Source organism: Methylobacterium sp. WL9 (assembly GCF_008040035.1).
GTDB classification, from domain to species: Bacteria; Pseudomonadota; Alphaproteobacteria; order Rhizobiales; family Beijerinckiaceae; genus Methylobacterium; species Methylobacterium thuringiense.
Genome location: NZ_VRVE01000053.1, coordinates 1 through 21,371, shown reverse-complemented (window position 1 = coordinate 21,371; position 21,371 = coordinate 1). Strand labels below are relative to the sequence as shown.

Below are 21,371 nucleotides of genomic sequence, written 5' to 3'. Positions count from 1 at the left end.
CACCAAAAACGGCGTGGTTTGGCGCTAGAAAGCATGGAGGCCGGGGTAACGGGTTCTGAGCGAGCCGAGCAGCGTATGAGACGGATACTCGTCACGGGGGCGGCCGGCTTCGTCGGTCGCCACGTCGTCACGGCCCTGCGCGGCCGGTTCGGGGCCGGTGACGCCATCCTCGGCCTTGGCCGGAGCGCGCTTGCTCATCCGCTCGACGGCGTCGAGTACCGGCAGGTCGACCTGCTGGATGCCGATGCGCTGGCGCAGTGCCTTGCCGCGTTCCGGCCCACCGACATCCTGCATCTCGCCGCGATCTCGGCCGTGCAGCAATCGGCGGCCGATCCGCTCTCGGCTTGGCGGGCGAATGTCGGCGGCCTGTTCAATCTGGTCGACGTCGTTCTGAAGGAAGCCTCGAACGCCAACCTGTTCTTCGTCAGTTCGGGGGAGGTCTACGGCCGCGCCTTTCTCTCGGGGCGCTCCACCGACGAGACCGTCTTGCCGGAGCCTGCCGGGAGCTATGCCCGCTCGAAATGGATCGGCGAGCAGATGCTTCTCGACATCCTCGCACCCACGGACGTGCGGCTGGTGATCCTGCGGCCGTTCAACCATACCGGCCCCGGCCAGGACGAGCGCTTCGTCGTGCCGAGCTTCGCCGGGCAGATCGCCCGGATCGAGGCCGGATTGTCCCCGCCGCGCCTGGAGGTCGGCAACCTTACCGCGCAGCGCGATTTCCTCGACGTCGCCGACGTGGCCCGAGCCTATGTCGATCTGATCGCCTCAGCCGAAAATCTCCCGAGCGGCACGATCCTCAACATCTGCTCCGGCCAGCCACGCTCCATCGAGAGCATTCTGAACGATCTGAGAGCGCTGGCGCTACGGCCCTTCACCGTCGCGCAAGCCCCGGACCGGATGCGCCCCTCCGAAATCCCGATCGCCATCGGCGATGCCGGCCGCCTCCACGCCGCCATCGGCTGGGCACCGTCGATCGATTGGGCCAAGACGCTGTCCGACGTCCTCGCCGCGGCCCGCAGTGCTATCGGTTGAGGAGCGGCTTCATCTCCCGCGGCCACGGCATAGAAAAAACCCTTCTCTCGCCAAGCGCTCCGGCCCCGCTTAAATCTGCGGCCATGCAGACGAAATCCGACATCCTCGCCGCGATCGGCGGAACCCCGCTGATCAGGCTCGCCCGTGCCTCGGACGAGACCGGATGCACCATTCTCGGCAAGGCCGAATTCCTCAATCCCGGCCTCTCCGTAAAGGACCGGGCGGCGCTCTCGATCGTGCGGGATGCCGAGGAGAAGGGGCTGATCCGGCCCGGCGGCACCATCGTCGAGGGCACGGCCGGCAATACCGGGATCGGGCTGGCGCTCGTGGCGGCGGTGCGCGGTTACCGCACCGTCATCGTCATCCCGGAGACCCAGTCGGCCGAGAAGAAGGCGACGCTGCGCCTCGCCGGTGCACGCCTCGTCGAGGTGCCGGCCGTGGCCTTCGCCAACCCGAACAATTACGTCCATGCCGCACGGCGCCTTGCGGACAAGCTGGCTGCGAGCGAGCCGGCCGGCGCCTTCTTCGCCGATCAGTTCGACAACACCGCCAACAGGCAGGCGCATGTAGATACGACCGGCCCGGAAATCTTCGATCAGACGGGTGGAACGGTCGATGGCTTCGTCTGTGCGGCCGGCACCGGCGGTACGCTCGCCGGCGTCGCCGAGGCGTTGCGGGCGAGAAAGCCCGGCGTGACGATCGCCCTGTCCGATCCCGAGGGTTCGGCGCTCCACGCGCACTACACCACCGGCACGCTCAAGGCCGAAGGTTCGTCCATCACGGAAGGCATCGGCCAGGGCCGGATTACGAAGAACCTCGAAGGCTTCACGCCCGACGTCTCGTTCCGAATCCCCGACACCGAGGCGGTCGCAATCGTCTTCCAGCTGATGCGGGAGGAAGGGCTCAGCCTCGGGGGGTCCTCGGGCATCAACGTCGCCGGCGCGATCCGTCTGGCGCGCCATCTCGGCCCGGGCCACACCATCGTGACCATCCTCTGCGACGGCGCGGCGCGCTACGCCTCGAAGCTGTTCAACCCCGAATTTTTGAGAGAACGCGGCCTGCCGACGCCGGATTGGCTGGGGGCGGACACAGGTGCGTTACCGGATTGGCGGGCTCCATCCCCAACGTCCTGACAAATCTTTGCAAAATCACGTGAACGGAATGCCGCGTCACCGCGTTGCAACGGTCTAGCTCAAGCGACGACGCTTGGGCGTATCGGAGTTCCCGTCGATGCTTACCACCATCATTCTCATCATCCTGATTCTGGCTCTGTTCGGCGGCGGCAACTTCCTCGGCGGCGGCAATTATCGCGGTGCCGGCTTCGGCCTCGGCGGCATCCTGATCATCGTCCTGATCGTGCTGCTGCTCACCGGACGCATCTGATTTTTCACGCGGCTTCGCGTGTTTCAGGTGAAGCATTTTTGTGTGTTTTCCGACGAAGCGGTCACCGCTTCATCGGGATAGGACGTTTCGAAACAGAACAGCCGCGGATTCGTCCTGCGGCTGTTCTGCGTTCAGACAGTCTCCGTCGTGCCCCGACGTGCACCGAGCCAGGACGCGGCGAGCACAACGAGGCTGACCGCGCCGATCAACAGGGTCGAGGCAGCGTTGATCTCCGGGTTCACCCCAAGCCGCACCTGGCTGTAGAGCCGCATCGGCAGGGTCGTCGCGCCCGGTCCCGAGACGAAGCTCGCGATGACGAGGTCGTCGAGCGATAGTGTGAAGGCGAGCAGGAACCCCGCCGCGAGTGACGGGGCGATCAGCGGCAAGGTCACCGTCAAAAACACCCGTGCAGGGCTGGCCCCGAGATCGGCCGCGGCTTCTTCGAGCGAGCGGTCGAATCCTTTCAGCCGCGCGCCGACCACCACCGCGACGAAGCCGGTGCCGAAGGTCGCGTGGGCGATCACGATGGTGGGAATGCCACGCTCAACGTCGAGGCCGACGAAGAGCAGCAACAGCGACAGTCCGGTGATCACCTCCGGCATCACCATCGGCGCGTAGAGCAGCCCGGTGAAAACGCTTCGTCCGGTGAAGCGCCCATGCCGGTCGAGCGCCAGCGCAGCGAGAGTCCCAAGGGCTACGGCAATCGCCGCGGCCAGGGTCGCGACCTTCAGCGAGACGAGGGCCGAGGCCAGCAGCGGGCCGTCGCCGAACAGCACGCCGTACCAGCGCGTCGAGAACCCGCCCCAGACGGTCACGAGGCGCGAGTCGTTGAAGGAGTAGACGATCAGCACGAGGATCGGCGCGTAGAGAAAGCCGAGCCCCGCCGTGAGGGCGATGCGATTGAACGCGGTCACCGCAGCGCCTCCTCCCGCTGCTCCTCCGCCCCGCGGAAGATCACCACGGGGCCGACGACGAGGATCAGCAGCAGCACCGCCACGGCCGAGGCGATCGGCCAGTCCCGGTTGGAGAAGAACTCGATCCAAAGCATGCGGCCGAGCATCAGGGTCTCGGAGCCGCCGAGCAGGTCCGGGATGATGAACTCGCCGACCATCGGGATGAAGCAGAGCAGCGCCCCGGCCACCAGCCCCGGCATCGCCAGCGGCAACGTAATGGAGAAAAAGATGCGGCTGCGAGAGGCGCCGAGATCAGCCGCAGCCTCCGGCAGGGCGGTGTCGAGCCGGCTCATCACGGCATAGAGCGGCAGCACCAGGAAGGGCAGGTAGGCGTAGGTCAGCCCGATCATCACCGCGAGCGGCGTATTCAAGATCTCGAGCGGCTGCACGAGGAGCCCGAACTTGAGCAGTGCCGCATTGAGCAGGCCCTCGGGCTTCAGGATCGCGATCCAGGCATAGACCCGGATCAGAAAACTCGTCCAGAACGGCACCACCACCAGCGCCACAAGAAGCGGCTGCGTCCGTGCGCTTGCCCGGGCCATCGCGAGCGCCATCGGCGTGCCGATCAGAACGAGGATCGCGGTGGCCCCGGCCGCGTAGGCCAGAGAGGACAGCGTCGCCTCCCAATAGAGGGAATCGGCCGCCAGCATCGCGTAGTTGGTGAGTTCGAGTCCCTCGAAGAACGCGCGCCAGCCCGCGATGCCGGCGCTCCAGTCGAGCACCGGCCGGTAGGGCGGCTGCGCGGTGACGGGCGTCGACAGGCTGATCTTAACCGTGATCGCGAAAGGCACGAGGAAGAACACGCCGAGCCACAGGACCGGCGGTGCCCGTACCAGCCAGCGCCCGAGAACGGGGCCGCCGCGTCTCATGCCGGCAGCACCCATCCGGCCTGCGGCGCGAAGCCCAGGCTGACGCTGTCGCCGACGACCGGACCTCCCGCCTCGTCCAGCAGGCTCGCGCTAGCGCACAAAATGGTGCCGTCGGCCATGCGGATCCGCCGCCGCACACGGTCGCCGAGATAGGCCGTGTCGACGAGTGTGCCGGAGAGGGCATTGTCGCCCACTCCGAGCCGCAGCCGTTCGGGCCGCAAAGCCACGACGACCGGATCGCCCGGGCCCGCACCGGCGAGCGCCTCCGAGGCGAGGGCGCGGACCGGCCCAAGCTCCGTGTGCACGCTTCGCAACCCTCCATCGGCGAGACCCAGAAGACCGGCGATCAGGTTCACATCTCCCAACAGCCCGGCGACGAAGCGGCTCGCCGGGCGTTCATAGAGTTCGCGCGGCGGCCCGACCTGTACGAGCCGGCCGCGATCCATCACGCCGATGCGGTCGGCGAGCGCCATCGCCTCTTCGGGATCGTGCGTGACGACGACGAAGCCCGTGCCGAGCCGGCGCTGCAGGGCCCGCAGCTCGCCTTGCGTCTCTTCGCGCAAGGCGCGGTCCAAGGCACCCAGTGGTTCGTCGAGAAGCAGCAGCCGCGGCTCGCGGGCGAGCGCCCGGGCCAGCGCCACCCGTTGACGCTGCCCGCCGGAGAGCTTGTCGGGTCGGCGCCTCTCGAAGCCTTCGAGCTTCACGAGCCGCACGAGCCCCTCCACCCGTTCGGCGATGGCGGACCGCGACAAACCGAGCCCCTGCAACCCGTAGGCAAGGTTCTGAGCCACGCTCATATGCGGAAACAGCGCGTAGGATTGGAACATCATGTTCACCGGCCGCCGATGCGGTGGCAGCCCGGTAAGGTCCTCGCCCCCGAGCCGGATCATGCCCGCATCCGGCGTCTCGAAGCCGGCAAGCAGCCGCAGCAGGGTGCTCTTCCCACAGCCGGAAGGCCCGAGCAGACAGAAGAACTCGCCCTGAGCCAGATCGAGCGAGACCGTGTCGACGGCGCGATGCGCGCCAAAAGATTTCGTGATGCCGTCGAGGCGCAGCAGCGGTTCGAGGCTTTGGGGAATTGGAATGGGCAAGGTGGCGCTGCGATCGGCGAGTTTGTGCCGCCAAGCTATAGGCGATTCCGACGCTGCGACATCGCGGGCGACACCGGAGCTACCCGTCCTCCCGCAACGCCTCCGCCACCCGCGCCTCGAGCAGGTCCGGCCGGCGCAGCACGAGGGCGCCGCGGGTGCGGTCGATCAGGCCCTCGCCGGCCATCACCGTGAACTCGCGGGTCACCTGTTCGCGGCGGCAGCCGATGCGGGCGGCGAGCACGTGGTGGTAGGGCGGGGGGGTGACGACGCGCTCGCTCGATGAATCGCCACCCTGGCCGGCCCGCGGCACCGAGAGGCGCAGCAGCTCCGAATAGAGCCGGTGGCGCAGGTCGAGCAGCGCGTGCTCCATCAGGCGGGTGTTCAGCTCGCGCACGCGCTTGGCGAGGAGCCGAAAGAGACGGTCGGCGATGATCTCGGAGGCGGAGACCATCTGGCGAAACACCGCGGCCGGCACCACGCAGACCTCCCCGCGGGTCAGCGCCGTGACGTTGGCCGAGCGGCCGATGCCGTCGATCGCCGCGAGTTCGCCGAAGAAGGCGCCCGCACGCATCTCACCGAGAATCACCTCCTTGCCGGACTGGGTCCGGTTGAGGATGCGCACTTCGCCGGTGGCGAGAAAATAGACGTCGGTCGAGATGTCGTCGAAGTCGACCAGCACCTCGTTCTCGTCGAACCGGCGCCAGTGGCAGCGGGTCTCGTAGGGTGCGAGATCGATCTCCGGTTCCTTGAAGAACGGAATACTCGCCAGCCGGCCACTCGACACTGCTCACCCCCCGCCCCGACGCCGCACCGCCGTAGCACGATCGAGCGGGGGAAAGATCCGCGAAGTCGCTGCGACGGCGACCTCAGGCACCGCATGCGGCCCGACGCCTCCGATCACGCGGGCGTCGTCGGCCTGAGGGCCTCCGTGATCGTGGCGCTCCGCTGGGGCAGGGTCAAGGCGTCGTCGGCGGAGATCGTTCGCCAATAGTTCCGCGAGGCCGCGCGGGTGCGGCGTCGCGCGATCCATCGACGAGTCGGTTACGGGCGAGCCGGCTCGGCAATCCCGCGCAGACCATGAAACAAACTCCAGAAAATCCTTTCGAAACAAGGCCCTCACCATTCGTTCGCCGCAGATACCTTCGGGTCGTGTTGACGGTCAGGCCGTCGTTCGAAGAAGAGTTTTGTCGATGTTTCGTATGTTGAAGCCGTTGTTCGTCGCCGGCATGATCGGGTCCGCCGCGATGCTGGCAGCGCCCGCCTCCGCGCAAGAGGCCGGACAGGGGGTTGGATCGCTCCTGACGCAACTCAAGCAGAGCGGGGCCGAGACGGCCTATATGCAGGGCCGCAGATTTCGCGGGGGTCGTGGCGGCTTCGCGGGACGCGGCTTCGGCGGCGGGCGCGGGTTCCGCAACCGCGGTTTTGCCGGGCGCGGCGGCTATGGCCGAGGCTATGGCTACGGCCGCCGTGGTGGCATCGGTGGCGGAGCAGCGGTCCTCGGCGGGCTTGCGGCAGGCGCCCTGATCGGCGGTGCGATCGCGTCGCAGGCGGCGCCAGCCCCGGTCTACGGTGCCCCGGGCGGCGACGCGGTCGCCTATTGCCAGCAGCGCTTCCGCTCCTACGACCCGGCGTCGGGCACCTATCTCGGCAACGAAGGCGCACGGCACGCCTGCCCGTAGTCGCCGATCACCCAGATCGCTTGAAGATCGAGCCCCGCACACACGTGCGGGGCTTTTGTCAGGCGACGTGCCGCAGCGCCTCGCCGCCGTGGACCTCCGACAGGATCTCGTAGGACCGAAGCCGGGCACCGTGATCGTGGATGGCGGAGGCGACCATGAATTCGTCGGCGCCCGTCTCGGCGATCAGGCGATCGAGGCCGAAGCGGATCGTTTCCGGCGAGCCGACCAGGGCGCGCGACAACATCCGCGAGGCGTGCAGTTTCTCGGTCGGCGACCAATACGCCTCAATATCGTCGACCGGCGGCCGGAGCAGGCCGCGCGTACCGCGGATCAGGTTGGTGAATTGCTGCTGGGCCGAGGTGAACAGGCGGCGCGCCGCGCTATCCGTTTCCGCCGCGACGACGTTGACGCCGACCATCGCATGAGGGCGCTGCAGCTGCTCGGAGGGGCGGAAGCCCGAGCGGTAGGCGTCGAGCGCCGGCAGCAGCGCATCGGGCGCGAAATGCGAGGCGAAGGCGTAGGGCAGCCCCAGGGCGGCGGCGAGCTGCGCGCCGTACAGGCTCGATCCAAGAATCCAGAGCGGCACGTTGGTGCCGGTGCCGGGTACCGCCTGGATGGCTTGGTCCGGCCGCGCCGGCCCGAGCAGCGCCTGCAACTCGATCACGTCCTGCGGAAAGGTGTCGGCCCCACTCGACGAGCGGCGGAGCGCGCGCATCGTCGGCTGGTCGGTGCCGGGAGCCCGCCCAAGTCCGAGGTCGATCCGGCCGGGATGAAGCGTCTCGAGCGTGCCGAACTGCTCGGCGATGACGAGGGGCGAGTGGTTCGGCAGCATGATGCCGCCGGCCCCGACCCGGATCGTACGCGTGCCGGCCGCGACATGGCCTATCACCACCGCCGTCGCCGCGCTGGCGATGCCGATCATGTTGTGGTGCTCGGCGAGCCAGAACCTCGTGTAACCGAGCCGCTCGGCATGGCGCGCCAGATCGAGGCTGTTGCGTAGGGCGTCGGCCGGCCCAAAACCTTCGGGCACGAAGGCGAGATCGAGGATCGAGAGCGGAGGCATGGTGCGCACGTCATCACCTTCGGGCCGCACGCGATGCGGCCATAACGCTCCCTCACCGCCGAAGATCGTGCGCCTCACGCCGCTTCGCAAGGAAGTCCCAGCGATCGACGGGGCCTATCGCCCGCCGACCTGCCGTCCGGCCTCGGCGACGAGGCGGGAGAACGCCACGGCGGCGGCGGAAGCCTGGACGCGGCTCGGATAGTCGACATGCGACTGGGCGACTTCCTCGCCATAGGCGTTGCGCAGGGCCCATCCCCAGCTGCTGCTCTCCCGCTCCAGCAGGTCGAAATGCACGGAGCGTGCGCCCAGCCGACGCGCGAGATCCGCCGGCGGGCGGGTCGGCCCGCGCCGGGCGGCCGATCGTCCCGGCTGGAAGCCATCGCCGAGCCCGTTTCCGGTTGTCCACAGGTCCGCAGTCTGCATGATGCCCTCGACGCTTGATTCTATGTTCTTGATATGTTCTCAAGCGCGGCTTGTCCAGACGTCCCGCAAATCCGACGTCAATTTTCTCGGCGTGCACGCGACCGGATGCGGGATGCGCATCCGCCGGGATCGGCGACGCGCATCCCGCCTTGCACCGGAGCCCCGCGGCCCTCAGAACGCGCGCATGCTGCGCGTCAACGACCTCTCCTATCGCATCGGCGAACGGCTGATCCTCGATGCGGCGACCTTCGCGATTCCCGATGGGGCGCGCGTCGGGCTCGTCGGCCGCAACGGCGCCGGCAAGACCACTTTGTTCCGGGCGATCCTCGGCGAGCTGCCGGTCGATGGAAAGTCTGTCTCGATGCCGAAAGGCATGCGCATCGGCGCGGTGGCGCAGGAAGCGCCGGCCGGCCCCGAGACCCTGCACGCGGTCGTGCTCGCGGCCGACACCGAGCGCTCGCGCCTGATGGCGGAGGCGGAGGACGCCGACGGGATCCGCCGCGCCGAGATCGAGACGCGGCTGGTCGATATCGGCGCGCATTCCGCCCCGGCCCGCGCGGCGGCGATCCTGCACGGCCTCGGCTTCGATGCGGCAGCGCAGTCGCGTCCCTGTGCCGACTTCTCCGGCGGCTGGCGCATGCGTGTGGCGCTCGCCGCGGTGCTGTTCTCCGAGCCCGACCTGCTGCTGCTCGATGAGCCGACGAACTATCTCGATATCGAGGGCACGATCTGGCTCTACGACTACCTGGAGCGCTACCCGCGCACCGCGATCATCATCAGTCACGATCGCGACCTGCTCGACGAGTGCGTCGACCACATCCTCCATCTCGACCGGGGCAAGCTCACGATCTACCGCGGCGGCTACACCAGCTTCGCCCGGCAGCTCTCGGAGAAGCGCGTGCTGCAGGCCAAGGCCAAGGCCAAGCAGGACGTCGAACGGGCGCATCTCCAGAGCTTCGTCGACCGATTCAAGGCCAAGGCGACCAAGGCCCGGCAGGCGCAGTCGCGCATGAAGCGCCTCGCCAAGATGGAGCCGATCGCGGCCTTGCTCGAGGACGACGTGCCGGTGATCCACCTGCCGAGCCCCGAACGCCCGCTCTCGCCGCCGATCATCGCGATGGAGCGGGTGCAGGCGGGCTACGGCGAGCGCGTGGTGCTGTCGGGCCTCAACCTCAGCCTCGCGCCGGACGACCGCGTGGCGCTGCTCGGCGCCAACGGCAACGGCAAATCGACCTTCTGCAAGCTGATCGGCGGCCGGATGCCGCCGCTCTCGGGCGAGATGAAGCGATCGTCGAAGATGGAGGTGGCGTATTTCGCCCAGCACCAGCTCGACGAGCTGCGTCCCGCCGAGAACGCCGTCGCCCATGTCCGCGACCTGATGCCGGACGCTCCCGAAGCCCGCGTGCGCTCGGCCGCGGCGCGGCTCGGCTTCCCCGCCTCCAAGGCCGACACGCCTGTCAGCCAACTCTCGGGCGGCGAGAAGGCGCGGCTGCTGATGGGGCTCGCGGCCTTCTCAGGTCCGCACCTGCTCATCCTCGACGAGCCCACCAACCACCTCGACATCGAGAGCCGTCAGGCGCTCGTCGAGGCGATCAACGATTACGAGGGTGCCGTGATCCTCGTGAGCCACGACCGCTTCCTGATCGAGGCCTGCGCCGACCGGCTCTGGATCGTCGCCGACGGCTCGGTGAAGAGCTTCGACGGCGACATGGACGACTATCGCCGTCTCGTTCTTTCGGGCCCGGAGCGCCCCGACGACCGCGCCGCGGAGAGCGCTGGCGGCAAGCAGGCCGAGGCCCGCCGCTCCGCCGTCGAACGCCGCGCTGCGCTGGCGCCACTCCGCAAGAAGCTCGAAGCGGCGGAGGCGCGCATGCAAAAGCTCTCGGCCGCCATCGCCAAGATCGACGCCGCGCTCGGCGACGGCACGGCGTTTCTCAAGGACGCGGCCAAGGCCGGCGAACTCGCGAAGATGCGGGCGGACGCAGCCACCGCGCTGGAGCGGGCGGAGGAGGAGTGGCTGGAGCTGAGCACGGAGATGGAGGCGGCGGCCTGACGGCCTGCTGAAGGCACTTGGTCTCCACTCGGCGGCCCGCGACGAGCGCTTGATGCCGGTGCCGATTGATCTCTTCGGGAGCGCAGACTCGTCCAGGACGCCAACGGCGAGGCGGAAGACGCTCGGGATGCAGGGGAACGTAAGGCTGATCCTACTCCAGCGTCAGGACGATGGAGCGGATCTCCTTCGGCCCCATCCGGGCTTGATCCTCCCCCGGTTTCACGGACAGAGGTTTAGCTCGCGTTCCGTTCGGCTTGCTCGGGCGTGATGTACCCGAGAGCGGAATGGATGCGCTGGCGATTGTAGTAGCCTTCGATGTAGACGAACAAGTCGCGTCGGGCCTCGTCCCAGGTTGCCCATCGTCGCTGATGGACGAGTTCGACCTCGAGGGTGTGGAAGAAGCTTTCCATCGGGGCGTTGTCGTAGCAGCAGCCGGTCCGGCTCATGGAGGGCGTCGCCTTCATGTCGGCGAGCTGCGATCTGTAGGCCTCGGCGGCGTATTGGCTGCCGCGATCCGAGTGACAGATGAGCCCAGCCGCTGGTCGCTGCCGTTGGGTAGCCATCATCAGGGCCGCCGAGGTCAGTTCGGTCCGCATGTGCTTGCGCATGGACCAGCCAACGATCTTGCGGGCGGCGAGATCGAGGACGGCGGCCAGGTAGAGCCAGCCCTCTCCGGTCGGCAGTAGGTGATGTCGGCCAGCCAGACCGTGTTGGGCAGCGCGGCGGAGAACTGCTGCTTCAGGAGGTTGGCTGCAATCGGCAGGTCGTGACGGCTGTCGGTTGTGCAGGGCCGGAATCGACGCACTGCCAGGGCCCGAATGCCATGACGGCGCATCAGACGCTCCACCCGCCCGCGACCGACTGTTCGGCCCTCTGCCTGCAGGGCAGCATGCACCCGAGGCGAGCCGTAGCGCCTGTGATGCCCGGCGTGGATTCGGCGGACGTCGTCGAGAAGGCGACCGTTGGACGCCGACCGCGCGCTCTCGGGGCGTGATCGCCAATCGTAGTAGCCGCTGTGAGAGACTTCGAGCACGCGGCACATGAGACGCACCGGCTTGGGTCGCTCGCATGCTGCTCGATGAAGGCGAACGTCACTTGGGCATCTCTGCGAAGATGCCGATCGCTTTTTTAGGACGTCGCGCTCCATGCGCGTCCGGTCGAGTTCACGCCGCAGGCGAGCGATCTCGGCTGCCTGGTCGGAGGGGGAAGCCACCGGGCTCGCGGATGCAGTTCCTGGCGATCCGGCTGCGCGCTGCGGTGGGGAGCCCCCCACCAGCCCCGCGCGCCACTGCCTCAGCATCGAGGGTTGGATCCCGAGTTCAGCCGCGATCTGCATCTGCGGTCGGCCGCTGCTCTCCAGCAGCGCCACCGCCTCGCGTTTGAACTCCGGGGTGAACGCGCGTCTCGTCTTCGCCATCAAACACCTTCCCCGCCCGCAAGGAGCGTATCAGAGGTGTCCGTGAAACCGGGGGAGGATCACTTGGCCAGGCTGCCCCCACCCGTGATCGCGCCGCTCAGGGTCGTGATCGTCCCGGTATCGACCTGCACGGTGCCGGCGGTGCTCAGCGTGACGGCGCGCGCTGGTGAGATCGGCCGTGGTTTCCAGGGTGCCGCCGGTGAAGGTCAGCCTGCCCGATGCCGCGCCGAGATTGGTGTCGGCGCCCACGCTCAGGATGCCGGCGCCCAGCGTGGTGCCACCGGAATAGGTGTTCGCGCCCGCCAAGGTCAGCGTGTTGGCGCTGTCCTGGATGACGCCGCCGGCACCAGTGATGACGTTGGCGAGCGTCGAGCCGCCGGGGGCCGCATTGATCTGCAGCGTGCCGGCGAGGATGCCGATGGCGCCGGAGATCGTCCCGCCCGTGGCGAGGGTCAGGCTGTTCGTGTTTCCGAGAAAGGTCAGGGCATTCGCACTGCCGCCACCGCTGATCGTGCCACCGCTGAGCGTGACGGCAAGTCCGGTGCCGACGACACCTGCACCGCCCGGAGCGACCTGCGCGCCCGTACCACCGGTAATGCTGCCACCGGCGACGAGGAGGGAGGACCCAGCGGTATCGAAGTAGATGCCACCGCCGCAGGCACCAGCACCATCACCACTGAATTGGCCGCTGCCGCCTTCGCCGCCCGTGATCGTCGCGTTGACCGTCAACGCCGAAAGCCCGATGCCGGCCAAGCCGTAACCGCCCGCGCCGCCTCCACCGCCAGCAAAGAAGCCGCCTCCGCCGTTACTTCCTAGTGCCGTCACGTTGATTGTTTGCGTGCCGCCGGTCTCGATCCCGGCGCCGCTGCCGGCGCCGTCGAGCCGAGCCAGCAGCGATGCCGGCGTCTCGATCGCCAGCGCGAGGAGGCGGGCCAATCGCGCCTGCAGCAGCGATTGCTAAGAGGCGACGTGCAGCACGCTCGGCGCCGGCTGCGGCAGGAGCCGGATCCCGACCAGTGCCGTCGAGGCGAGCCACAGGCCACGCATCCGGAACGATCCCGATACGGCCGTGCCGTTGACGCTCTCCATGACTATGCCCCCTCAGGCGATCACCGCGGGCGCTGCCGCGCCCCTTTGCGGGGTTTTCGGCGCGCTCTCAGCCTGCTCGGGTTAGAGAGGAGTCAGACCGGGCGCCATTGACTGGGTCTACCAATCGACAGTCGCGCCCCGGCAATCGATTCGCGGCAAGGGAAAAGCCGAGGGTCTCGATCAGCGTGCCGGCCCGCGTCATCCCGTCGGTCGTGTCGAGGGCAACACGCCGATGCCGACGATTCCGATCGTGATGAGCGCCTGCAGCATGACCGCGACGACGGCCCGGCAAGTCTAGGATCGGGCTTCGCCGGTGGTCCATCTGTCCGCAGAAGGGCACGTCATGAAACCGAAGCGATCAGCCTGGAACCATGGAACGCATGAAAACGGCCCCGCTCGTGCGGGGCCGTTTTGCTTGTCGGGCTCATCCGGATCTGCGGATCGAACCCTGTCTGTCCCGGTTTCCGCCCATCGGGCGAAAGCGGTCTCCGGGAAACGAGGTTCCAATCAGTAGTTGATCTGCAGCTGCCCGCGGAACAGGTCGCCCTCGGCGCGGCCGAAACGGCGCTCGTCGGCCTCGTTCGCCCGTCGCTTCGCATAGGCCAGGGTCAGCTCGACCTGCTTGATCGGCTGGAACTCGATGCCGACCTCGACTTCGTCGGAGGCCAGCCGGGGCGTGTTGACGCTGGACTTGTAGCCGCCGTCGTAGTGCTGGAAGCGCAGGTACGGGTAGAAGGGTCCGACCGGCGAGTCGTCGACCTTGTACATCGCCTGGATGTAGCCGCCCTCGAGACCCTTGCTCTGGATCGTCCGGGTGGCGACGTCGAATTCCGGCCCTCTGCCCCAGTTCCACTCGGCCTGGATGCCGAAGGGCTGCGGATACAGGATGGCGTGCAGGCCGAGGCGGGCATCCTCGAAGTCGCGCGCGCCGAGGGTGGTGCCCGCCGTCGGCGTGAGCCGAACCTCGGGCCGGAACCGGTTGTGGTAGGCCGAGGCGCCGAACTCCACCACCTGTCCCTTGGCCCACGGACCCAAGCCGTCGAGTTCGAACGGCCAGGTCACCATGCCGGCGACCATCAGGGCATCGTTCTGCTCGACCCGGTTGATGGTCTGGCCGTTGTAGATGCCGACGCCGAAGGTGCCGTAATTGCCGAACAGCTTCTGGCCGCTCTTGGCGAGCCGGTCCCAGATCGCCTGCACGTGCCACGGCGTGTAGTAGGCCGTGATGCCGATGTCGCGCTCGCCCGGGACGGCGCTGTTGATGCCGTCCGAGCGGTCGAGGGCGAGGCGGTTCTGCGAGGATTGCAGGTTCTCCCAGCCGTAGGGCACCTTCTGCTGACCGAAGCGGAGCTTCGTGCGGCGCTCGTCGTCGAGGAACACGTCGGCGAAGGCGTCGCGCAGAGCCGCGAAGTGCAGGCGCTGCTCGGTGCCGCTCTGGCCGGCCACGCTCACCGCGAAGTCGGGCTGCAGGTATAGGAACACGCGCTCGTGGATGTCGCCCTGGATGATCAGGCGCACCCGGCGGAAGGTGAAGTTGTTCTTGTCGGTGATGCCGCCGTCGTTGACGCCGCGCAGGCGCGAGATCCCGGCCGGAGCCGTGCGGTCGCCGGCGATGAACTCGTTGCCGCGCAGCTGGGTGTAGCCGCGGATCTGGATCCGCTCGAACCAGGTCTTCGGGGCGGTGCCGGGCTTGTCGATCAGCGGATCGTAGTCCGGCGGCACGATCGCCGGCCACCAGGTCTCCGGGTCCTCGATGTGGAAGGGATGCTCGGCGGCGTGTTCGGCGGCCGTCTTGTGATGCACCGGCGACGCCGCGGACACCACCGGCCGGCCAGCGGCCGGGATGGTGCCGGCATCGGTGTTGCGGGCCGTGAGGACCATGCCGCGGGTCCCGCGCCGCGGGGCGTTCGCGGCGGCCTGCGCGGCCACCATCGCCTTGAGCTCGTTGATCTGCTTCTGCAGCTCCGCAACCGTCTGTGCCTGTGCGCCGACGGACGGCAATGTCACGGCACTCAAGCCCAGCGCCGCCGCGAAGATGTGCTGTTTCATGACTTGATCTTTCTTCGGCTAACCTTGAGACCCGCGCGACCCTGCGAGTGAATGCCGCGCCGCGTTTGATGCCGGCACCGAAGATCCCGGCTGCAAGCATTCATATCGGCCAACTAGCATTCGGGTTGGAACCAAGAAAGTGGACTCCGAGTTGTTCGGAGCAGGTGTCTCATCGAAACCATAGTCAGTTCTGTTGATATATTGCTGAATCCATCTTTAGTTGCGTGGGGCATGTCACGGGCCCGTCATAGTGATTTGTGTAGGGATTAAGACGTTCGGGTTATCCGTGACGGGTCGTTCCGGCAGGGACTCAGAGCGGCGGCGTCCGGAATCGGTTGGAGCCGTCGTTCGTTCGGGCGGCACAAACCCCCGCGTCCGGCGTTGTCGCGCGATCTCCGCCACGCGAGCCAGCCATGCGCGAAACGCCGAACAGCCGACTCCCCCGGGCAAAAGGGCCCGCCGCCAAGGCACTCGCCCTGCTGCCGCTGGCCGTTGCAGGCGCCTGGATCGCGCGGAGCCACCTCGGGCTGAACCGTCCGGCGCTGCCGCCCGCCCTGTCCGGCCGCCGCCGGGTGCTGCGCACGGGGGCCGGCGCCGTGAGCTTCTACGCGGCCGACACGCGGGCCGGGGTGCCGCTGCTCCTGATCCATTCGATCAACGCGGCAGCCAACGCCTACGAGGTCCGGCCGCTCTACGAGCATTACCGCCGAAGCCGGCCGGTCTACGCCATCGACCTGCCGGGCTTCGGCTTCTCCGAGCGCTCGGACCGGATCTACACGCCGCGCCTGATGACGGACGCGATCCACGCCGTCACCGCCGAGATCCGCCACCGTCACGGCGGCCCTGCGATCGATGCACTCGCCCTGTCTCTGCCGAGCGCCTACCTCGCCCGCGCCGCCCTGGAGCGCCCTTCGGACTATGCGAGCCTCGGCATGATCAGCCCGCCAGGCTTCGACGGCCGGCTCTCCGGCTCGGGGCCGGATGGCGGCGACCGACGCCGCCCGCTGGCGCGAGGGATCGTCGGCTTCCCGCTCTGGGGGCGTCCGCTCTTCGACGCCTTGGTGAGCCGGCCGAGCATGCGCTATTTTCTGGAGCGGACCTGGGGCTCGAAGGACATCGACGAAAGCCTGCTGGAATACGACCGGCTTTCCGTCCGCCAGCCCGGCGCCGAATACGCGCCGTTCTCGTTTCTCTCGGGCTATCTGTTTCCGACGGATGTGAGCCGAATCTACGGAGAGCTGCGCCTGCCGGTCTGGATGCTACGCGGGGCACGGGGCGATTTCGTCGACTACGACCGGATCGGAGACGTGGTCGCCCGGCCGAACTGGACCGTGCGACGGCTGCCTACAGGCGCCTTTCCGCACTTCGAGAACGAACGAGCCGTTTTCCAACTCTACGATGATTTCCTGAGCCGGATCGGGTGAGTTACCGTATCGATGCAACCTGTGCTGCGCTGTATTCCTGCACAGACCGATCGAATTCCGGGTCCATGACTTGCTAAACTCGGATCGTGTCATGATGGTCGCGAACGAATCGCCTCGTGCGAGCAGGACGCGGGTATGCGCGAAGTCATGGGAGGTCGTCTGCGGAAGGTCGAAGGTGCCGTCGGCGTTCTGCGAATTCTGCTCATCCTGTCTCTGACTGGCCCGATAGCGGTTCTGGCCTTCGTGACGCTGCAGGGTCGCGCGCTATTACTCGACAATGCGACGAACCGTACCACGCGTATGGCGGAGCTTCTGGCGCAACAGGTCTCGTCGACCTTCGACGGCTACAACGTCGCCCTGAGCCGGATCGAGGAGCACCTTCAGCACGCCGAAGGCGTGTTCCAGGAACGGCCGCTGCACGACTATCTTGCCGAGATCGACCAGGACATGAGCACCGTCGACAGCTTGTCGCTCGTGGACGCGGACGGCAGCGCCATCGCACATAGCCGCTACTTCCCCGTCCCCAGGACCTATGTCGGCGACCGCGAATATATCCGCAACGTGGATGCGGCGCCCGAGGAGGATGCCGCCGGGCGCGACCGGCTTGCTCTCCTCCAGGGCCGCGATGGCCTTGCGCTCGGCCTGCCGGTGACGAGCCGCTATTCCGGCAAGGTCGTACTGGCGGCCTCCCGCGCCCGCCGCGACGTCACCGGCCGCCCGTCAGGCACCTTCGTGGTGTCGATGTCGCAGCGCTATTTCGAGGACTTCTTCAGCACGCTCGCTCTCACGAAGAGCGACCGGGTGGCGCTGGTCAGGGCCGATTCGCGCGTGCTCGTGCAAATTCCGGCTCCCGCCGGCCACCCCTCGATTGACCCGCAGGAAACGGGAACCCTCGATGCCGTCGGCCTCGCGTCGCGCCATCCAAACCTCGCACGCCGCCTCGAGGAGGGCACGATCGACTATGTCTCGCCGCTTGACGACACCCGACGGATCTCGGGTTTTCGCAAGGTCGACGGCTACCCGGTCTATGTCGAGGTGGGCTTTGCCGTCGACAGCGTACTGGTGCCATGGCGGCGGCAGGCGGCGATCAATCTCGTCATCGCGGCGATCGCTACCCTGGTGCTGTTCACCGTAGCCCGCCTCGCGCTGGTGAAGACGCGCGACGAGGCGGCGATGCATGGGCTGTTGCTCGCCGAGGCGCGCCAGCGGGTCGAGGCGGAATCGGCGCTTCGGCAGGCACAGAAGATGGAGGCGCTCGGCCAGCTCACCGGCGGCATCGCGCATGATTTCAACAATCTGCTCAACGTCGTCCTGGTGAACCTCGAACTCGCGACCAGACGCCTGCGCGACCGCCAGGGTCCGGACCTCGACAAGCTCGACGGCTACGTGAGGGGCGCGACGCAGGGGGCGGAGCGCGGCGTTGCGCTGACCCGCCGGCTCCTCGCCTTCGCCCACCGGCAGGAATCGACGCCCGATCCCGTCCAGGTCTCGGACCTCGTGATCGGCGTGGTCGATCTGCTGGGGCAGGCGGCAGGCGCGCGGGTGCGCATCACCCTCGACACGCCGAGGGGTCTACCCGCTGTGCTGGCCGATCCGAACGAATTGGAGACGGCGCTGCTCAACCTCGTGGTCAACGCCCGCGACGCCATGGCGGATAGCGGGCGCATCCACATTGCCGTGCGGGTGGAAGGGACCTCGCCCCGCTTCCTCATCCTCTCGGTGAAGGATACCGGCTGCGGCATGGACGCGGCGATGCTCGAGCACGTCACCGAGCCCTTCTTCACCACGAAGGAGTTGGGCAAGGGCTCCGGCCTCGGCCTCACCATGGTCGAGCGTTTCGCGACCCAGTGCGGCGGCAGCCTCAAGCTGGAGAGCTCCCCCGGCGCGGGCACGACCGTCGAGATTCAGCTGCCGGTCGCGTGAACGGGGGTTGGACCCATTCCGTTGTCGCGAACCGATCCGGAACCGCGCCTTCGATGGTCAGGGCGTTGGCCCGGATCGCTTGGCGGCGATGATGGTGATGGTGAGGGCTGGATCCCTTCCCTCACGACCTCGGGATTTCAGCCGCGATCAGTTCGGGCAGCGGCGGCAACCGCGAGAGCCGGATCGCGACCAGGAGTGCCAGGACGTAGAGGCCGCCGAAGAATCCGGCCACGCCCGGCCAGCCGGCATGGGCGAAGAACCAGCCGCCCGTGGTGCCGAGAACGGAGGAGCCGAGATAGTACAGGCACAGGTAGATCGAGGAGGCCTGCGCCCGATCGGTCATGGCACGACGCCCGATCCAGCTCGACGCCACCGAATGCGCGCCGAAGAAGCTGATCGTGATCACGACGATGCCGGCGATGATCGCGATCAGATTGTCGGACAGGGTGAGCAGGATGCCGGCAAGCCCGAGCAGGATCGCCAGCCAAAGCACCTTGCGCCGCCCGAGCCGGCTCGCGATCTCGCCGGTGATCGCGGAGCTCGCGGTCCCGGCGAGATAAACCACGAAGATCGCGCCGATCGCGGTCTGGCTCAGCGAGAAGGGCGGATCGAGCAGGCGGAACCCGATGTAGTTGTAGACGCAGACGAACCCGCCCATGAGCAGGAAGGATTCAGCGAAGAGCCAAGGCAGGCCGGCATCGGTGAAGTGATGCCCGAAACTCGCCGGCACCTCGCGCCAACGCATCGGATGTGCCTTGAAATGCCGCGAGGCGGGCAACGCGAACTGGAAGGCGACCGCCGCCAGCAGCGCCAGCACGCCGATGAGTCCGAGGCCGAGCCGCCAGGAGGCGTGGTCGGCGATGATGCCGGCAAGCAGCCTCCCTACCATGCCGCCCAGCGCGTTGCCGCCGATCAGCAGGCCCATGGAGAGGCCGATCGCGCGCCCGTGCATCTCCTCGCTGAGATAGGCCATCGCCACGGCCGGCAGGCCGCTCGCGGCGATGCCCGTCAGGGCGCGCAATAGCAAGAAGCCGTGCCAGCTCGGCATCATCACCGCGGCGATGGTGAGGATCGCCGAGGCGAACAGCGAAACCGCCATCACCGGCTTGCGGCCCCACACCTCGGAGAGTGGGCTGACGATCAGCAGGGCGATCGCGAGAGTCGCGCAGGGCAGCGACAGGGCGAGGCTGCTCTCGGCCGGCGAGACCTGGAAGGCGTCGGCGAAGACCGGCATCAGCGGCTGCACGCCGTAGAGCACGGCGAAGGTCGAAAAGCCGGCGGCGAAGAGGGCAAGCGTGGTGCGGCGGAAGTCCGGCGTCCCGGCCTCGATCAATCGGTTGGGCGCCTCGTCCATTGCTCTTGGCCGTCTTTCCCGTGCCATGGCGGGGACGAGGTGCTCCACCCGGCGCCGCCCGCCTGTTCCCTCAAACTGGCCTCCCACATCAGCTTGGGCAGGGGACGGCGCACAAGGCGGCCCCGCCACGCCCGCATGCCCACAAAAAACCGGCCCGCATCGCTGCGGGCCGGGATGAGTGGTCACTGAGGCGGAGCCGCCGGCGGTGTCCCCTGCTGGTCCGCCTGCTGCTGCAGCAGAGGCGTGATCCGGCGGACGGTGACGCGGCGGTTCTCGCGGTTGGCCTCCTGGGTGTTCACCTTCAGGTACTGCTCGCCGTAGCCCTGGGTGGTCAGGTTCTCGGGCGGTACCTGGAAGGATTGCGTCAGGATCGTCGCCACCGACTGCGCGCGGCGGTCGGAGAGCGAGAGGTTGTCGACGTCGGCGCCCACCGCATCGGTGTAGCCCTCGATCAGGAAGACCTCCTGAGGGTTGGCCTGGACCGTCTGGTTGATCGCGTCGGCGATGTTCTTGAGCTGGCGGCCCTGCTCAGGCGTGACCGTGAAGGATCCCGAATCGAAGGTGATCGTGTTGATGTCGACGCTCGGCATGCGCGCCCGCAGCTGCGGGCTGTAGCGCACCTGATCGAGCGTATAGCGGCGGTCGATCGCCATCACCGGCGGGGCCGAGAGGGCACCGTAGACGGCGCGGGCATCGGCCCGCTCGTAATCCACCACGTAGCGGTCGCGCGGGATGCGGATGTCGGGCGGCGGCAGGTCGACCACGTCGTCGTAGATCGGGCGCGGTCCGCCGGGGCCGTAGCTGTTGTTGATCAGGATGACCTCGTGGCCGTCGCGGAAGCGGCGCGAGCGGCGCACGAGACGGCCGTCGTCGTCGACGATCGTGACGATCTGCTCGCCGCCCGGACGGTCGATGAAGCTGTAGGTCTGGCTGCCGCGGCGCTCGCTGCGATAGCCGCGCCGGTCGAGATCGCGGAAGCGCTCGTTCTCGTCGTGGCGGATGAAGTAGTTGTCGCGGTCGCGCACGATGATGCGGCCGGGCTCGCGATAATAGGCGCGGCCGTCCACCTCGTATTCACGGCGGTCGCGCTGCACCCGCCCGTAGTCGCGGATGTCGTCGTCCTCGCGGCTGTCCCGGAATCCGCCGGGGATGTAGCCGGGCCGTCCGGGCTGGTTGAAGCCGTCGCGTGGGCCGCCGCCGCGACGATCGTAGCCGTCGCGACGGTCGTCGTCGTTGCGGCCGTCCCGGCGATCGAGGTCGCGGCGGTCGCCGTCGTTGCGGCCGTCCCGGCGATCGTTGTCGAGGCCAGGACCGCGGCGGTCGCCGTCACGCCCGACGCCACCCGGCTGCTGGCCGGGCTGGAGCCCGTTCTGCTGCAGCGTGTTCGGCTGTTGGCCCGGCTGGACCTGTCCGGGTGGCACTTGCCCCGGCTGACCCGGTGCGGTCTGGCCCGGAGGAAGCTCGCCGGGCTGACGGCCCTGCCGCGGCTGGTTCGGATCCCGGCCCGGCTCGGTGCCGGGCTGTGCGCCCGGCTGCACGGCGTTGGGCTGCTGGCCCGGCGGCGTG

At 68.1% G+C, this 21,371-nt stretch carries 19 protein-coding genes; 7 read left to right on the top strand and 12 right to left on the bottom strand.

Translation table 11 applies throughout. The annotated features are described in order from the left end of the window. Positions 1-75 precede the first annotated feature (75 nt). The 3 genes from FV217_RS15150 (at position 76) to FV217_RS15140 (ending at position 2,418) form a co-directional block, all read left to right on the top strand. Entirely contained in the window at positions 76-1,035 is a 960-nt protein-coding gene (locus tag FV217_RS15150; RefSeq protein WP_147818007.1) for an NAD-dependent epimerase/dehydratase family protein, read from the top strand. Between the two features lie 83 nt (positions 1,036-1,118). Then, a complete protein-coding gene (locus FV217_RS15145) occupies positions 1,119-2,168 on the top strand; it encodes a cysteine synthase A (RefSeq protein ID WP_147818006.1) in 1,050 nt (349 codons plus the stop codon). A gap of 97 nt (positions 2,169-2,265) precedes the next feature. After that, positions 2,266-2,418, top strand: coding sequence for a DUF3309 family protein (locus tag FV217_RS15140; protein ID WP_147818005.1), 153 nt, complete (start codon positions 2,266-2,268; stop codon positions 2,416-2,418). Positions 2,419-2,549: 131 nt separating this feature from the next. On the opposite strand, the gene FV217_RS15135 is transcribed toward FV217_RS15140, so the two are convergent. The 4 genes from FV217_RS15135 to FV217_RS15120 all read right to left on the bottom strand — a co-directional run bounded on the left by FV217_RS15135 (position 2,550) and on the right by FV217_RS15120 (position 6,115). Beyond that, positions 2,550-3,332: an ABC transporter permease subunit gene (locus tag FV217_RS15135; protein ID WP_147818004.1), complete on the bottom strand. Its 783-nt coding sequence runs from the start codon at positions 3,330-3,332 to the stop codon at positions 2,550-2,552. Next, a complete protein-coding gene (locus tag FV217_RS15130) occupies positions 3,329-4,240 on the bottom strand; it encodes an ABC transporter permease subunit (protein ID WP_147818003.1) in 912 nt (303 codons plus the stop codon). The genes FV217_RS15135 and FV217_RS15130 overlap by 4 nt, the downstream gene beginning before the upstream one ends. Continuing rightward, positions 4,237-5,325 carry an ABC transporter ATP-binding protein gene (locus FV217_RS15125; protein ID WP_238232368.1) on the bottom strand — a complete coding sequence of 363 codons (1,089 nt, stop codon included), beginning with the start codon at positions 5,323-5,325 and terminating at the stop codon, positions 4,237-4,239. Before FV217_RS15125 ends, FV217_RS15130 begins: the two co-directional genes overlap by 4 nt. Positions 5,326-5,410: 85 nt before the next feature. Next, a complete protein-coding gene (locus FV217_RS15120) occupies positions 5,411-6,115 on the bottom strand; it encodes a Crp/Fnr family transcriptional regulator (RefSeq protein ID WP_147818002.1) in 705 nt (234 codons plus the stop codon). Positions 6,116-6,521: 406 nt separating this feature from the next. Here FV217_RS15120 and FV217_RS15115 point away from each other — a divergent pair, with 406 nt between their 5' ends. Beyond that, complete coding sequence (locus FV217_RS15115; protein ID WP_246682836.1) at positions 6,522-7,010, top strand: BA14K family protein; 489 nt, start codon at positions 6,522-6,524, stop codon at positions 7,008-7,010. A gap of 58 nt (positions 7,011-7,068) precedes the next feature. Here FV217_RS15115 and FV217_RS15110 read toward each other — a convergent pair whose 3' ends face one another. Beyond that, complete coding sequence (locus tag FV217_RS15110) at positions 7,069-8,073, bottom strand: LLM class flavin-dependent oxidoreductase (protein ID WP_147818019.1); 1,005 nt, start codon at positions 8,071-8,073, stop codon at positions 7,069-7,071. Between the two features lie 114 nt (positions 8,074-8,187). Then, positions 8,188-8,496, bottom strand: a complete 309-nt coding sequence (locus FV217_RS23470; protein ID WP_238232313.1) for a hypothetical protein — start codon at positions 8,494-8,496, stop codon at positions 8,188-8,190. A gap of 184 nt (positions 8,497-8,680) precedes the next feature. Between FV217_RS23470 and FV217_RS15100 the strand changes: the two genes are divergently transcribed. Then, positions 8,681-10,549, top strand: a complete 1,869-nt coding sequence (locus tag FV217_RS15100) for an ABC-F family ATP-binding cassette domain-containing protein (RefSeq protein ID WP_147818001.1) — start codon at positions 8,681-8,683, stop codon at positions 10,547-10,549. 233 nt (positions 10,550-10,782) lie between these two features. Here FV217_RS15100 and FV217_RS15095 read toward each other — a convergent pair. From FV217_RS15095 to FV217_RS15085, 4 genes are all read right to left on the bottom strand, one after another. Next, a protein-coding gene (locus FV217_RS15095; protein WP_246682834.1) for an IS3 family transposase occupies positions 10,783-11,966 on the bottom strand; the annotation gives its coding sequence in 2 pieces (ribosomal slippage) (positions 10,783-11,231 and positions 11,231-11,966; 1,185 coding nt in all). A 30-nt stretch (positions 11,967-11,996) separates the two neighbouring features. Beyond that, entirely contained in the window at positions 11,997-12,902 is a 906-nt protein-coding gene (locus tag FV217_RS23695; RefSeq protein WP_147818000.1) for an autotransporter-associated beta strand repeat-containing protein, read from the bottom strand. A gap of 21 nt (positions 12,903-12,923) precedes the next feature. Further along, positions 12,924-13,055 (bottom strand): hypothetical protein, encoded by a 132-nt coding sequence (locus FV217_RS23690; protein ID WP_281407172.1) that lies wholly within the window; start codon positions 13,053-13,055, stop codon positions 12,924-12,926. A 507-nt stretch (positions 13,056-13,562) separates the two neighbouring features. Beyond that, complete coding sequence (locus FV217_RS15085; RefSeq protein ID WP_147817999.1) at positions 13,563-15,104, bottom strand: porin; 1,542 nt, start codon at positions 15,102-15,104, stop codon at positions 13,563-13,565. Positions 15,105-15,517: 413 nt separating this feature from the next. Between FV217_RS15085 and FV217_RS15080 the strand changes: the two genes are divergently transcribed. Both FV217_RS15080 and FV217_RS15075 read left to right on the top strand, forming a co-directional pair. Beyond that, positions 15,518-16,528 carry an alpha/beta hydrolase gene (locus FV217_RS15080; RefSeq protein WP_147817998.1) on the top strand — a complete coding sequence of 337 codons (1,011 nt, stop codon included), beginning with the start codon at positions 15,518-15,520 and terminating at the stop codon, positions 16,526-16,528. Between the two features lie 300 nt (positions 16,529-16,828). Continuing rightward, entirely contained in the window at positions 16,829-18,451 is a 1,623-nt protein-coding gene (locus FV217_RS15075) for an ATP-binding protein (RefSeq protein WP_187272580.1), read from the top strand. Between the two features lie 121 nt (positions 18,452-18,572). On the opposite strand, the gene FV217_RS15070 is transcribed toward FV217_RS15075, so the two are convergent. Beyond that, complete coding sequence (locus FV217_RS15070) at positions 18,573-19,805, bottom strand: MFS transporter (RefSeq protein WP_147817996.1); 1,233 nt, start codon at positions 19,803-19,805, stop codon at positions 18,573-18,575. A 182-nt stretch (positions 19,806-19,987) separates the two neighbouring features. Beyond that, a partial coding sequence (locus FV217_RS15065) for an OmpA family protein (protein WP_246682830.1) occupies positions 19,988-21,371 on the bottom strand: 1,384 nt, incomplete at its 5' end.

Coding starts and splice junctions, on each gene's coding strand:
- FV217_RS15150 (WP_147818007.1), top strand. CDS start 76: ATGAGACGGATACTCGTCACGGGGGCGGCCGGCTTCGTCGGTCGCCAC.
- FV217_RS15145 (WP_147818006.1), top strand. CDS start 1,119: ATGCAGACGAAATCCGACATCCTCGCCGCGATCGGCGGAACCCCGCTG.
- FV217_RS15140 (WP_147818005.1), top strand. CDS start 2,266: ATGCTTACCACCATCATTCTCATCATCCTGATTCTGGCTCTGTTCGGC.
- FV217_RS15130 (WP_147818003.1), bottom strand. CDS start 4,240: ATGAGACGCGGCGGCCCCGTTCTCGGGCGCTGGCTGGTACGGGCACCG.
- FV217_RS15115 (WP_246682836.1), top strand. CDS start 6,522: ATGTTTCGTATGTTGAAGCCGTTGTTCGTCGCCGGCATGATCGGGTCC.
- FV217_RS15110 (WP_147818019.1), bottom strand. CDS start 8,073: ATGCCTCCGCTCTCGATCCTCGATCTCGCCTTCGTGCCCGAAGGTTTT.
- FV217_RS23470 (WP_238232313.1), bottom strand. CDS start 8,496: ATGCAGACTGCGGACCTGTGGACAACCGGAAACGGGCTCGGCGATGGC.
- FV217_RS15100 (WP_147818001.1), top strand. CDS start 8,681: ATGCTGCGCGTCAACGACCTCTCCTATCGCATCGGCGAACGGCTGATC.
- FV217_RS23690 (WP_281407172.1), bottom strand. CDS start 13,055: ATGGAGAGCGTCAACGGCACGGCCGTATCGGGATCGTTCCGGATGCGT.
- FV217_RS15085 (WP_147817999.1), bottom strand. CDS start 15,104: ATGAAACAGCACATCTTCGCGGCGGCGCTGGGCTTGAGTGCCGTGACA.
- FV217_RS15080 (WP_147817998.1), top strand. CDS start 15,518: ATGCGCGAAACGCCGAACAGCCGACTCCCCCGGGCAAAAGGGCCCGCC.
- FV217_RS15075 (WP_187272580.1), top strand. CDS start 16,829: ATGGCGGAGCTTCTGGCGCAACAGGTCTCGTCGACCTTCGACGGCTAC.
- FV217_RS15070 (WP_147817996.1), bottom strand. CDS start 19,805: ATGGACGAGGCGCCCAACCGATTGATCGAGGCCGGGACGCCGGACTTC.